Origin of the sequence: Cupriavidus sp. TMH.W2, from assembly GCF_050847365.1 — a bacterium.
In the GTDB taxonomy this organism is placed as follows: domain Bacteria; phylum Pseudomonadota; class Gammaproteobacteria; order Burkholderiales; family Burkholderiaceae; genus Cupriavidus.
In genome coordinates, this window is sequence record NZ_CP193792.1 from 3,151,000 (window position 1) to 3,164,664 (window position 13,665).

Sequence of the window (13,665 nt, forward strand, 5' to 3'; positions counted from 1 at the left end):
GCCAGGATGCGGGCGCCGATGGCCGGGAATGATTCACCCCGGGCGGCGGCGCACCGTGCGATCCCTCCAGAAAGTACTAACCGGCGACCGGTGTCGAAACGCCCACCTTCACCTCATCCATCGCCACGTAGGAGTGCGTGATGCGCACCCCCGGCAGCTTGAGGATGCGCTCCTCCAGCAGTTGCCGGAAGGCGGCGATATGCGCCACGCGGATCTTCATGACGAAGTCCACATCGCCGGTGATCATGTGGCACTCAACGATCTCCTCGATATCGGCGATGGCGGCCCGGAACCGCTCATAGACGCCGTCGACCGCCCGGTCGAACAGCACAAACGCAAAGATCAGCATGGGATAGCCCACCAGCTCCGGCGACAGCACGGCCTGGTAAGACTGGATATAGCCGTCGCGCTCCAGGCGCCGGACCCGCTCCAGGCAGGGCGTGGGACTGAGATCGACCTCGGCCGCCAGCCACTGGTTGGTCGCGCGCCCGTGGGTCTGCAGCAGCCGCAGGATGCGGCGATCAATGTCATCAAGTTCGCGCCGGCCGGGCTCAGACGGCGTGGCGCGCTTCAGATCGGACCCGGGGGGCATTTCCTACTCCGCAGTTCAGGCAACAACATGGCTTGGATTGCCGGAAGGATAGTACTTTTATCCGCTAAGCGCGCACTAGTGTTTGTACTTATGCCATGTAATATTTGTAAGTCAGCATAAATATCTACAAAACACTATTTTCACAGGATTTTATAAACACATGGTGTGCTTGCCTCGGTTCTCTGGTTTCGGGGCGGGATACCGGGGAAAAAGGACGGCTGGCACGCTACGGCGTATAGCCGTCGTTCAGCGTTCTGAGGAAAGCGGTCACGTCGCGGATATCGGCTCCAGACCAGACCGGCTTTTCGCCCCTGTGAAGCGTAAACGGCGCGTTGATGCGATCGACATTGTCCTGCAGCGCTTCGGGGAGGTCGTCGAACCGGCGCTTGCTGTCGGGATGCGGATACCATTTCTGTGGCGCGGTATCGCGCTCCACATAGAAACGCAGCGTGTCTTCCAGCGTGTGGAAGCGCCCGTTATGGAAGAACGCCCCACGCGTGGCCACGTTGCGCAGCGTAGGGGTCCTGAACATCCCGCAGTAGGCCCGCTCCTGCGTCTTGTCGGTCCGTGCCGGGCCGCACAATCCCATGTCGTAATAGTCGCGATCGGTGTTAGCCGGAATCTCCGGATTGCGCGGCACGCCGATCGCCGCGAAGCTGAAATCGGTCAGCAGCGGGTGCGCGCCGTTGGCGCCTGGCTCAACGATGTGGCAGGCGGCGCAATTGCCGCCATCCCGGTCCTTGAACAGCCTGAGGCCGCGCAGTTCCTGCGCGCTCAGCGCAACCTTGCCGTCCAGGTAAAGATCGAACTTGCTGTCGTAGGGCTGGAAGCTCGGATCGTCAAGCTGGAAGCGCTGCAAGGCCTGGCCCAGCGCCTTGAAGGCTGCATCGGGGCGGGAAAAGATGTCGCGGCCGAAGACTTCGCGGAAACGCTGGGCGTAGGCGCTCCTGGAAAGGCGCTCCACCACGGCGTCGATGCCCGGATTCGCCATTTCGTTCGCGGCCAGCAGCGGCGCAGCCGCTTGTTCCGCCATGGTGTTGAAGCGGCCATCCCAGGTAAAGCCGCCGACAGGGACATTGTCGGTATCGGTCAGGCGCTCGCGCAGGTTCGACTGATAAGTCTTGAACCAGATTGGCGTGCGACGCAGATAGCGCAGCGACGGCACTGCCCGGGTCCCGTGGGCCTGCAGGTCCGGCCCGCCCAGTTGCACAGCCAGTGCATTGGGCGGACCGTAGGCATGGTCGGGACTATGGCAGCTTGCACAGGACATGCGGCCCGACGCCGACAGCGAAGCGTCGAAAAATGCCAGCCGCCCGAGCTCGGCCACCGCCTTGCCGGAGGGCGCGGCGGCAGGCCTGGACTCGCGGCTGCATGCGTACAGGCAAAGCAGCGCCGCCGCGATAAAGGCGGCTCCCGCCTTGCGCCAGGTCTTGCTCACTGCAGGTTGGTAAAGATGTCGGTACCGAAAGCCGCCAGGTTCTTGTCGTCCGCGTAGCCCAGGTACTCACTGGTCTGGAAGATGTTCTCCAGGCTCTTGAGCAACGAATAGTGGTTATACGGCGTATTGCTCACCGTGCCAGGCTTGATGTACTTCGAGAGCATGACCGCACCGACACGGTCGCCGCCCACGCCCTGATAGTGCAGCTTATATTGCAGGCTCGGCGAAACCGTCAGGATCGCATCGTCCGGCCGCGTCACGTTGGGGCCGATCTGCTGGCCGCAGCAGGCGTCGCCGGGCAGGTTCAACGTCACCGTCGTCACGCCGTTGGCGGTCGTCGAGCCAGCCGGAACGATGTCGGCCGATTCATCGAAGTTGATGATGATGAGGCCGTCCTTCTGGTAGGCGGGCGAGGCCTGAATGGTCGCGATCCATTTTTTCAGGAAGGCATTGATCGAAAACAGGCCGCCCTTGTCGCCGTTGACACAGGGCTTGGCGCCGGTGCCATCACCGTCGTGGCCGTCATCGCACAGGTTCGGGGTGATGAACACGAAGTTGGGGGTGGTGTCGACCGACTTCAGGTCCTTTTCCAGGTTCGCATCCAGGTTCACGACATGGTTATCGCAATAGCTCTGGTTGTCGATGATCGAATGGAAATAGACAAACGGATTATGGCGGGTCGCGTACTGGTCGCCCTTCGGCACGTCGGCCGTCGGTGCCTTCGCGGACTGGGTATTGTCGATGGCGCCGATCTTGGGATGGCCGCAGGTGGCCGACTCGCGGGTCGGGTCGTTGCCCATGTCCCCCATATAGCCCTTCCAGGTCAGGCCCAGGTCATCCAGCTGGTTGACGAAGGTCTTCACTTCCTTGGGATACACGCAGCCCATGCCGTTCTTCGTCTTCAGCACCTTCGGATTGCCGGCGTCCGCGCCGTCGGCAACCACGTCGTTGAAGCCCTGGAAGCAATCGCTCTGCGTTTCCTTGGTGGAGGGCTGGCCGCTCATCATGGCGATGTAGTTGTCCAGGCTGACGTGACCGGTGCCGAAATACTGCGTCAGCAGCGCCCCCTGCTTCGCCATGGCTTGCAGGTCGGGGTCCTGTGTGCTGGAGCCGAAGGTGTTGTTGTAGTTCTTGTTTTCCATGGTCAGCACGAAGACATGCTTGACTGACTGCATGGTCGCCGGCCCACTGTCGCCAAAGCTGTTGCAGGCGCTCAAGGCGCCTGCAACCGTGACACAAGAAATCAGCGCGCAGGCCGCACGGCCCAGCACGCCGAACGAATATCGGCCCTTGAACAGCATGGATAACTCCCGGATCGGCCGGGCTCTTGTGGGAGCGCCCTTGCCATTGTTTTGTCATGCCCAAGGTTCGACCGTTGACCAGTCACCTCAGGAGTGGCGATTGTCTGGAAAATCGGTGACAAAACAATGAAACGGGTTGCATGGGCACGGCTCGGGACAAGTCATCAGGGATGCGGGGCAAGAGGCGCTTTTCAGTTGCCCTTCCAGACTGGCGAGCGTCGGCTCACAAACGCGTCCACGCCTTCGCGGAAGGCCAATCCAAATTGAATCTCCAGAGAAACGAAATTTTGATCCACGCTCGAGCGAACGTTGGGAGCGCTATGGAATCGGCGGCGTGCGAATACGTTGCCATTGCACAGGCTAAGGGGCGGGTGTTCGGTCACTGCCGTACGCCCGCGACATTTCAAGCAATCACCTTCAATTAGCAGCTGGAACCGTAGATTGGCGGATTGAGTTTGCCACCAGGACTCAGGCTCCACCACAGCCCATCCTTCATGACCTCGGGGCTCGTGCCACATCCGCCTCGCCGGAAGGTATCGAAACTAGCTCCTGCGATATCCCTTCCCTCAGGATTCACGAGTCGGTACTCGGGACGTCCGCCTCGATCTCTCTTCAGAATGAGAGATCCGCCCGAATAGTGGAAAGCGATGGAGCCATCAATGCTCATTGCGGATTGGATAAGAATACCCTCCGGACCGGCTAGTTCCTTACGGTACATGTGGGTCTTGCGATTCGCGTCCGTGACTGCAAAACCGGGGGAGTCCTTCCAATGATCGGCAGGACATTCGCCGCGATGATCGAGTGGTATAGGTGTAGGAAGCAGCGGCCGGAACGACATGCTGTAGAGCATGCATCCATTTGCCTTTCGGTCAATTGTTCTCCACAGCACCGGATCAGGACGCCCGCCTGAGCTTACGGGAAAGAAGAAGTTATATAAGACCTCAATCTCGTCGAAGAGGGGGATATCGACGCGCTCACCGGACAATGAAAATACTTGCGAGCCATCCTTGGTTGCCACAAGGTAAGCCGGGCCGTTCAGCTCCTGGGGTACCGTCGTGTGTGTTTCCTCAATGGTCGAGATTCGTTCCCACTCGGGCCGCAGTACTTCTCGCAACGTCCTCATGTCCAAGACGCCAAACCCTCCGGGGACAGCTATTGCCTCGATTCTGAGTTGCTGCCCTTGCCCCGCCTGCACAAAGGCTATGTCCCAGCTTGCGGACGATACATAGTGGTGAGGCGACTCAGCAGACTTCTTGCCGTTGGTGAACCTCACGTAGGCATGCTCTGCCGCAGGGCCGCCGGCAAAGTCGAGTCGATACCGAACATGCCTCGAGGTCCGGTCGTCCGCCCACGAATCGAGAGTGATACCGGAAAACCGCTCTACCGCGGCAGGCTTCCCGTCCGGGTAGAGTAACTCGCCGCATCCCTGGCGGTAGGCGACGACACCAAGATGCTTGCCCCCAAGGGGTACTGGCACGATGGACTCAAACTGCCGGCGGCTTCGCGCTGGCTCTCGTTTAAGAACGTACCGGGTAACGCCGTCCCCGTGCTTCACTGTGGAGACCATGCTGAACCAGTCCGGATCGCGCTCAATGGCCCCCTTGTAACCCGTGGGACCGTAGCCGGTGTATGGCTCCGCCACAGGAGGCGCGCCAGGATCGGGCTCGCATTGATATGCAGCGAGAGTATGGCCAGTCGAAAGTGCGAAGGAGCCGATGAGAATGAGAAGGCAATGCAACGGTTTCATGTTCGTCCTGATAGCGCGGTCACTTGGTTGCTCGGAACAAACACAAGAGCGTATCGGTCTCCCGCAGCAATCAAAAGGCGCCTGCATCTCCATCTTGCGATAGCGCAACCAACCCACTCATTTCAGGGTTCGACTAGAAACAGCATTTGCATCTTGGTGTATGGAGGCGCTGTTGCATGACCTGTGATCCGTGTGCAGTGGTCATCGTGACTGATGTTCCCTCCAACCCGTCGGGCAATACATGCAAATCAGCTCCCCTTCCAAACCGGCGACCGCCGGCTCACAAACGCATCCACCCCTTCTCGAAAATCGCCGCTGCCGTAGCACAACCGCACCAGATCGTCGGTATCGGCCACCGCCTCCACCGTCTGGCGCCGCAACGCCTCCTTGACCACCGTCTGCGTGACAGGCGCCAGCGCGCCAAGCCGGTCGCATAGCGAAGCAACCTCAGCCTCCAGTGCGTTGGCGGCATACACGCCCTCAAGAAACCCGCACGCCAGCGCTGCCTCGGCATCCAGGATCTGCGCCAGCAGCAGCATGCGACGCACCGGCTGCAGCCCCCACGCCGCGCGCAGCCTGGCGAGGTTCAGCGCCGACAGCGTGTTGCCCAGCGTGCGCGCAATCGGCACACCGAAGCGGGCCTTGGGCGTGGCGACCCGGAAGTCGCAGGCAGTAGCGATGGCCAGGCCGCCACCCACGGCCCATCCCTCGATTACCGCCACGGTCGGCATCGGCAACTGTTCGACAAGGCGGATGCCTTCATCGATGCGCGCCTCGTAGGCAACCCCGTCGTCGCCGCTTGAGAATTGCTGGAACTGCGCAATGTCAGTCCCTGCGACAAAGGCCTCTCCTCCCGCACCACGCAGCACCACCACGCGCGGGCCCGCGTTGCCTTGCGCGGCGAGCGCGCGGCAGTGCGTGGCAAGTTGCTCGTACATGGCCCACGTCATCGCATTGCGCGCGGTCGGACGGTCGAACGTCAGCGTCGCGATCTGCCCCTGCACCGTGAGCATGACCTGTCCGTCGTTGCCGGAACCGCCTTCCGGCGGCAGCGCGGGCTTCATGCTCCGAACGCGCCGGCCACCGCCAGCGACTGCTGTTCGTCCCTGGAGATACCCAGCTCGGCCAGGATTTCTTCCGTGTGCTGGCCCAGCAGCGGCGGCGGGCGCCGTACCTGCTGGGGCGTGCCGCCCATCTTCACCGCGAAGCCGATATTGGGCACTTTGCCCTCGATCGGATGATCGATCTCAATGCGCATCTGGCGATGCCGGCCATGCTCGCTGTCGAAGGCCTGCGGGTAGGTCAGGATCGGACCGGCCGGGATGCCGACTTCAAGCAATTGCTCGATCCAGTAGTCGGCACGCTCCCGGGCAAAGCTATCCTCCAGCGCGGCGATCAGTGCCTGCCGGTTGGCCAGCCGCAGCGCCACGGTGGCAAAGCGCGCATCCGCCAACAGGTCGGAACGGTCGAGCGTATTGCACAGCAGCTGCCACAGCTTCTGGTTGGTGGCGCCCATGACGAAGTAGCCGTCGGCGGCCTTCATAGCCTGGTAAGGCGCGCTCATGCGGTTGGCCGTGCCCAGCGGCTCGGGCTCGCGGCCAGTGCCCCAGTATTCGCAGGTATCCCACACCGAGAACGCCAGCGCGGAATCGAACAGCGACGCATCGACATACTGCCCCTTGCCCGTTTCCCTGGCGCCGATATAGGCGGCGAGCATCCCGTAGGTCGCGAACAGCGCGCAGCCGATATCGGCCACCGGCACACCCGCCTTCACCGGCGCGCCGCCCGGATAGCCAGTAACGCTCATCACGCCCGACATGGCCTGCGCCATCAGGTCGAAGCCCGGCCGCCCGGCCCACGGCCCGCTCTGGCCAAAGCCAGAGATGCTGCAGTAGACCAGCTTGGTATTGATCCTGGCGAGGGTCTCGTAGTCGATCCCCAGCCGCTTCATCACGCCCGGGCGGTAGTTCTCCACCAGGATGTCGGCCGTTTCCGCCAGGCGATAGAGCACCTGCCGGCCAGATTCCGTCTTCAGGTCCAGCGTGACGCTGCGCTTGTTGCGGTTCATGTTGAGGAAGCCCATGCTGTCCGGGCCCTTCATCTTGAAGCCCATCGAGCCGCGCGTCTGGTCGCCGCCATCGGGCGGTTCGATCTTGATCACGTCGGCGCCAAGGTCGGCCAGCAGCATGCAGGCGTAGGGCCCGGCCATGACCTGGCTGACGTCGAGCACGCGCACGCCGGCCAGCGGCAAGGCGGCGGCAGGCGCCTGTGCGGCGGAGTCGCGGAAATCTGTCATGAATGCTTCTTCCTGGATAAATTGACGGGGCAGCGTGCGCGGGTGTGCCGGTTCCCGGCCATCAGCTCTCGGCCTTTACGCCGGCGTCTTTCACGACCCTGGCCCACTTGGCGGACTCGGAGGCGATGAACGCGCCGAACTGCTGGTTCGATCCGCCGGAGTCCTCGGCGCCGAAGCTCTTGAGCCGCTCTGCCACGTCGGGCATGGCCAGCACGCGGTTGACGTCCGCATTCATGCGCTGCACCAGCGCCGGTGGCATGTTCTTCGGGCCCACCAGCCCGTACCACGACGCCGCGTCCAGGCCGGGGAAGCCGGACTCCGCCAGCGTCGGCACACTGGGGTGGCTGGCCGCGCGCTTGAGCCGCGTCTGCGCGATCGCGATCACCTTGCCCTGCTGGATAAAGGGGGTAGCGGCCGTCATGGTGTCGAACGCATAGTCGATCTGGCCGCCAAGCAGGTCAGCGATCAACGGGCCCGAGCCCTTGTACGGTACATGCACCACGTCGATTTTCGCCTGCATCCGGAACATCTCCAGCGCCAGGTGCTGCGCCGAACCGATACCGGACGAGCCGAAAGAGATCTTGCCCGGCTTCTGCCGGCACAGCGCCACGATGTCCGAAACCGTGCGTACCTTTTGTTCCGGACGGCAGGTCAGCATATTGGGCGTGACGCCCACCATCGAAATCGGCGTGAAGTCGGTGCGCGGGTCGTACTTGACGTCCAGCAGCGCCGGGGCAATCGCGTGGCTGTTGACATGCGCCATCAGCAAGGTGGTGCCGTCAGGCGGCTGCTTGGCCACGTAGGCGGCGGCGATGGCGCCAGTGGCGCCGGGCTTGTTCTCCACCAGCACGCTGGTGTTCCACATGACCCCCAGCTTCTGCCCGATCACGCGTGCCAGCACGTCAGTGCCGCCCCCGGGGGCGAAGCCCACCACAATGCGTACCGGGCCGGCAATGTCGGCGGCGCGCACGAGGCCGGGTATCGCCAGCCCGGCTGCTGCCGCCAGAATAAATTGTCTGCGCTGCATGGCGTGTCTCCGTCGTTATCGTTATGGAGCCATCATCCGCAATGCATACGCCGCGGGCTATCGCTATTTGAGGGATTCAGGTTTCGCGTTTTGCGCAAGCACCTCCAGCACGCCGAGCGCTGCCGAGGAAAGCGCCCCATGGGGCCGATGGCACAGTACAAACTGCCGCTGCGCCCAGGGCGCGGCAATGGGCAGCCGCACAAAGCGGCTGCCGCCCGCCACCTCACGCGCAATCGCCTCCGGCATCACCCCGCCGCCCAGGTTCTGCGCCACCAGCGCGGCCATGCTGTCGAAACCGCCCACACGCATGCGCATGCGCAGCACGCGGCCAGCCTCCTCCGCCAGCCGCTCCAGCACAATCGAGATCGCCGAGCTCTCGCTGAGCACGATCAGGTCGCAGTCCAGCACGTCTTCCGCCGTGACCTTGCGGCGCCGCGCCAGCGCGTGGCCGCGCGCCACCACCAGCACCAACTCATCGTTCCGATAGGGCTCGATCGGCAGGTCGATCACGCCCAGGCTGCCTTCGTAGATGCCGATGTCTGCGGTGCCCCGGCGCAGCGACTGCTGGACTTCCAGGCTGTTCATCTCCTGCAGGTCAATGCGCACGCCGGGGCAGGCGGTGGCGCAGCGCTGGATGTCGAAGGGGAGGAACTGGATCACTGCGGACTTTGGCGCCGCCACCCGCACCACGCCCAGGTCGCCGCCGACGAAAGAGGCGGCGTCGTCCTGCATGCGCTGGACGGTGTGGGTAATGCCGCGGGCGTGAGCCAGCAGTGCGCGACCGGCTTCAGTCAGGGCCATGCCGTGGGGGAGGCGTTCGAAGAGGGAGACGCCTAGCTGGGCTTCGAGTTCGAGAATGCGGCGCGAGGCGGCTGCGGGGGCCAGGTGCAGGCGCTCGGCACCGCGGGTGATGCTGCCGAAGTCGGCCACGGCGATGAAGAGTTGGACGGTGGTTAGGTCGAAGTGCAGGCGGGTGGTGCGCAAGGGAGCGGAGGACGTCACGATGGTCGGCGCTTGGAGGCGGCGTCTTGCATGGAAGGTCTACCCAAGGGGACAGGGAAGCTGCTCTGAGCGCCGCGGAATGCGGCAATTTTCGCTTGGCCATTCTCAGCCCATCAGGCGGCGTCAGCAAGCGGGGATCTCCCCTACATCAACGGCCAGACACCACCCAAGGTATGGAAGCGTTACCAGTTCAGGCATTTCTGACGGGATAAAACCTCGAGACCTTAGTAGCCAGATGCAGCCTTGGTTATCTCGATGACATACTGCCTTGACTCCTTTGAGCTTTGGACCGATGCGGCAACCAGTGCGCAAAGTCTCATCGAGTAGCAAGCCACCAATGCCCTGGCGTTGATAGCAGGGGTCCACGCCGAATTCGACATGAGCGCTATTCCCCTTGACAGAGAATAGCAATACACCGTACCCCCGACCCGAGCCTCGGGCATCCGCCACAATAAATACTCCTTGGCGCTTTCGCTGCGCTGCCAGCTTGAACAGGAATTCATCCGCGAGGGACCGCGGATCGTCCGATTTACGAACAATCCATCGGTTGAACTCGTCGTCGGAATGCAGGAGTTGGAACCAACTTAGATCGCGCGGCCTTGCAGGACGGACATCTATTTTCACGTGGCCCTCCCCTTCAGTTGCCATTGGAATTTGCTCGCGCACGTCAACAGCCAATCGCGAGCTGACCGGACACCGCCCGAAAGCTCAGGTCATCCAGGCGCCTACAAACTTCGCGCCACAGATCGTCCGTCAGTGCACAGTAGTCGAGCAAGAAGCGGATCGAATTGATCTCGTTAAGTAGGATCAGAAACGGAATCGCATGGCGAAAACTCGGGGACGCAAGCAGTGTCTGCATGTAGGCGTTGACGAACGCACGCCACAAGGAGGCGGCCTCGCTTCTGCCTTCAATCTCCAGCCACCATCCAACGGTGGCCAGGTCGAACCATTGCGGGCCGCTACCGCAATCGTCGAAGTCGAACAACGTAATTCGGCAACCATCAATCCGCATGTTCGCAATGCGAAAGTCGCCATGGCAAAAGCCGACTGGCATCTCTGCGGCCGGCCAACCAGCGGCAGCCAGGTACTTGCAGCGCTCCCGAGTCGCAGCGACAACCGGGCCAGCGAAGGAGAACTGGTCTGCCAACCGGCTCAACGCCTGATATGCATCACCAAGATCCGCGATCTGTCTGCGTGGCGCAAGCTCGCTTAGTCGCTGCTGACCATGAAGTCGCCTCAGCGCGTTCGCCGCCACGCAAATATCGCCCGGCGTCATTTCCAAAGGGCGGCCCGCCGCCGCGTCAAACAAGGCTGCACGACGAATCACGCCGTCCGAGAGGGCAATGCGACAGCTGCGTGCTCCTTCTCGCGTTGGACGTGCGGGCGATGCTGCCAGCACCTCATCCTGCTCGACGCACTCCAGCAAGTGCAACTCGGCGTCAATCTCGTCTTCGTCTCGTCCATGGGTTCTGTATAAGCGAAGAAAATACGTCCGAGCATCAGGCTCGCAAACTGAGAATGTACGATTCACTCCGCGTACGACTTCACGCACATCGCGCACATCCATGCCATAGAGAGCCAGGAGGGCCTGCCGCACCAATGTGGCGTCATATCGGAATGCGGCTTCGCTGTTCGATGTCATAGGCTATGCGACCTGTCTCATGAAGCGCTCAAGGAAAAGAAAGATGGCGAGCGGCGCCGTCGCGGTAACGTCGCGTGTATCGGCTACGCCCTTTAGCACACTCCTCACCGCCGTCATATCAACCAAACCGAAATCAGCCAGCGCACATTCGCGGAGTTGCGCACTCAGCCGGTCGTAGTGGCGCCCGATGACCTCCGGAAGTACATAGTCGAATGTCTCCTTTTTGTACCCGATTGGAAAGAGATCATGCTCTAGATGAGTACGGAGATACTGGCGGAGTAATTGCCGGTCAAGGCGAAATTCCTCCGGTAAGCGATGACAAAATCCGACCAGCACCGGATCGCACAGCGGATTCACCGGCCAAAGTCCGCGTCGCAACATGTAGGGGGAGCGCGAGGCATGAGCCATGAGGCCAGTATGGGGGACAACACTGCCAGGCGCGCAATACAATGGCTCGGTATCCAAGGCTACCTGGGCACGACGGCTCAGCATTGATCGGGCAACCCTTTCCGCCGCAATCAACCGTGCAGGTCCTTTCCAGTCGCCGGCTGTCTTGTCGGTCTGATATCGAGGAAACAGCTCGTCGCCGCCAATTCCCGTCAGGATTGTGTGGCACCCAAGTGTTGCCGCGTAACGCCACATTGCATCGAATGCCTCGAGATAAAATTCGCCAAGGGGATGCTCAGGTTCTCTTGCGGACGGATCCAGGTCCAAATCAGGCATATGCTTCGACATGTCAAACGACGCGTCTCGGAGGCCGATCTCCCGCGCAATTTGCCTCCGTCGGGTACTCTGGTCGGTACGGGCAGATCCGGCGAGCACGATGCCAGCCGATTGCTTCAGACCGCCGAGAAGGCGCGTTGATGCGACCGCTATCGACGAGGAATCCATGCCCCCACTGAGTTCCGCTATACATGCGCTCACATCAAGTGGACGAGCACCGACTGCGCCCTCCAAGCATGACTCGAAAGTTCTCAGCGCATCCACGCCATCCTGCAAGACGTGCGGCGATAGGGCCGGCGCGCGTCAAGGTAGATGTCGCCTCATTCATGCAGCCAAACGCTGGTTTTCGGCGCCTGGCTTGATACCGGTGGGCACGGCAATCTCGCGCTCCGGATTGAGCGTGACCGTGTCGATTGGCGACCAATCTCGAGTGTTGCATGACCAGCGACGCGGGTTGCGCTCACGGGCCTGAACGTACAGCGCGTGGCGCGCGGCGAGAATCTTGTCGTCTTGACCGGCGTGGCGCTGTGCCGGGCTCACGTAGCGGATGCCGCTGTGCCGGTGCTCATGGTTGTACCAGTGGACGAAGTGGGCCGCCCACGTACGCGCCGTGGCCAGATCGGCAAAGCCTGTAGACGGGAACTCCGGCCGGTACTTGGCCGTGCGGAAGAGGCTTTCGACGAAGGCATTGTCGTCGCTCACGCGCGGGCGCGAGTACGAAGGCTTGACCCCCAGCCAGTGCAGCATCGCCAGCACCGTGGTGGCCTTGAGCGTGGCGCCGTTATCGCCATGCAGCACCGGCTTGGCCGCCATGGCATGGATGCCTTCGGCCAGCGCCGTGCGCTTGACCAGATGCGCCGCGTGGTCGGCGTCGTCACGGTCGTGAACCTCGAAACCCACGATCTTGCGGCTGTACACGTCCAGGATGAGGTACAGATAGAACCAGCGCCCGGCGACCTCAGCCGGCAAATAGGTCATGTCCCAACACCACAGTTGGCGTGGCCCGGTGGCCACGTGCGTGGTGGGCGGACGGCTTTGGCGCGGCGCCTTGGCGCGTCCTCGGTGCCGGGCCTGCCCATGGGCGCGCAGCACCCGGCCGAAGCTCGACTCGCTGGCCAGGTAGACACCCTCATCGGCCAGCATGGGCACAATGCGCGCCGGCGGCATGTCGGCGAAGCGCGGCTCGTTGGCAACGGCCAGAATGCGTTCGCGCTCCTCGATGCTCAGCGCATGCGCGGGCGTGGGCCGCTCGGCCCCGGGGCGGCGGTCGCCGACCACCAAGCCATCGTGGGCCTTCCAGCGTTGCAGCGTCCGCACGGTTATGCCAGCTACCTCGCAGGCCAGGCGCAGGCGAGCACCGCCTGCGTGAGCGGTTTCGATATGGCGGACCATCGTGTGGCGATCTTCCAGGCCGATCATGCGTCCTCGTCCTTGTCCTTCGGGAAGATGCCCTCGAGCTTTTTTGAGAGTATCAACAGGGCGGCGGCTTCGGCCAGGGCCTTCTCCTTGCGGCGCAGCTCGCGCTCGAGTTCCTTGATGCGGCGCCGATCGGCCTTGGTCTCACGATGGGTGGCGCGCGCATCCTCGGGCTCAGCCAGCGCCTGCGTGGCGGCGGTGCGCCACTGCTCCAACTCCTGCGGATACACACCTTTCTCACGGCACCAGGCGTTCTTACTGGCCTCGTCCATCGCAGCCGTCGCCAGCACCGCCTCAAACCTGGCCGCCGCTGTCCATGCTCGCTCGCGAGCGGGCATGGACATAGCGTCCGCACGCCAGCGCTCAAGCGTGGCCACTGCCACACCCAATTCCCTTGAAACCACTTCCACCGCCGCACTCTCCGGCGGTAACAACCGTGCTACCGCCCGGTCCTTGAATTCTTGTCCGTAACGAGCCACTT

General features: G+C 62.6%; 12 protein-coding genes. All 12 read right to left on the bottom strand.

The genetic code is table 11. The annotated features are described in order from the left end of the window. Positions 1-76: 76 nt before the first annotated feature. The 12 genes from ACREYQ_RS14470 to ACREYQ_RS14525 all read right to left on the bottom strand — a co-directional run bounded on the left by ACREYQ_RS14470 (position 77) and on the right by ACREYQ_RS14525 (position 13,663). Entirely contained in the window at positions 77-592 is a 516-nt protein-coding gene (locus ACREYQ_RS14470; protein WP_432258262.1) for an Lrp/AsnC ligand binding domain-containing protein, read from the bottom strand. Between the two features lie 226 nt (positions 593-818). Next, positions 819-2,030, bottom strand: a complete 1,212-nt coding sequence (locus tag ACREYQ_RS14475; protein WP_432258263.1) for a cytochrome-c peroxidase — start codon at positions 2,028-2,030, stop codon at positions 819-821. Beyond that, positions 2,027-3,331 (bottom strand): alkaline phosphatase family protein, encoded by a 1,305-nt coding sequence (locus tag ACREYQ_RS14480; RefSeq protein ID WP_432258264.1) that lies wholly within the window; start codon positions 3,329-3,331, stop codon positions 2,027-2,029. The genes ACREYQ_RS14475 and ACREYQ_RS14480 overlap by 4 nt, the downstream gene beginning before the upstream one ends. A gap of 421 nt (positions 3,332-3,752) precedes the next feature. Next, positions 3,753-4,808, bottom strand: a complete 1,056-nt coding sequence (locus ACREYQ_RS14485; protein ID WP_432258265.1) for a hypothetical protein — start codon at positions 4,806-4,808, stop codon at positions 3,753-3,755. Between the two features lie 518 nt (positions 4,809-5,326). Further along, positions 5,327-6,142: an enoyl-CoA hydratase/isomerase family protein gene (locus ACREYQ_RS14490; RefSeq protein ID WP_432258266.1), complete on the bottom strand. Its 816-nt coding sequence runs from the start codon at positions 6,140-6,142 to the stop codon at positions 5,327-5,329. Beyond that, on the bottom strand, positions 6,139-7,374 hold the full coding sequence (locus ACREYQ_RS14495) for a CaiB/BaiF CoA transferase family protein (RefSeq protein ID WP_432258267.1): 1,236 nt from the start codon (positions 7,372-7,374) through the stop codon (positions 6,139-6,141). Before ACREYQ_RS14495 ends, ACREYQ_RS14490 begins: the two co-directional genes overlap by 4 nt. A 61-nt stretch (positions 7,375-7,435) precedes the next feature. After that, entirely contained in the window at positions 7,436-8,401 is a 966-nt protein-coding gene (locus tag ACREYQ_RS14500; RefSeq protein ID WP_432258268.1) for a tripartite tricarboxylate transporter substrate binding protein, read from the bottom strand. 63 nt (positions 8,402-8,464) lie between these two features. Next, on the bottom strand, positions 8,465-9,403 hold the full coding sequence (locus tag ACREYQ_RS14505) for a LysR family transcriptional regulator (protein ID WP_432258269.1): 939 nt from the start codon (positions 9,401-9,403) through the stop codon (positions 8,465-8,467). A 123-nt stretch (positions 9,404-9,526) separates the two neighbouring features. Continuing rightward, positions 9,527-10,051, bottom strand: coding sequence for an N-acetyltransferase family protein (locus ACREYQ_RS14510; protein ID WP_432258270.1), 525 nt, complete (start codon positions 10,049-10,051; stop codon positions 9,527-9,529). A 19-nt stretch (positions 10,052-10,070) separates the two neighbouring features. Next, complete coding sequence (locus ACREYQ_RS14515) at positions 10,071-11,045, bottom strand: phosphotransferase enzyme family protein (protein ID WP_432258271.1); 975 nt, start codon at positions 11,043-11,045, stop codon at positions 10,071-10,073. A gap of 3 nt (positions 11,046-11,048) precedes the next feature. Then, complete coding sequence (locus ACREYQ_RS14520; RefSeq protein WP_432258272.1) at positions 11,049-12,032, bottom strand: asparagine synthase-related protein; 984 nt, start codon at positions 12,030-12,032, stop codon at positions 11,049-11,051. A gap of 60 nt (positions 12,033-12,092) precedes the next feature. Next, positions 12,093-13,663, bottom strand: a protein-coding gene (locus ACREYQ_RS14525) for an IS3 family transposase (RefSeq protein WP_432257673.1) whose coding sequence is annotated in 2 segments (ribosomal slippage) — positions 12,093-13,234 and positions 13,234-13,663 — 1,572 coding nt in all. Because the reading frame shifts where the segments join, the coding sequence is not laid out codon by codon here. Positions 13,664-13,665 lie beyond the last annotated feature (2 nt).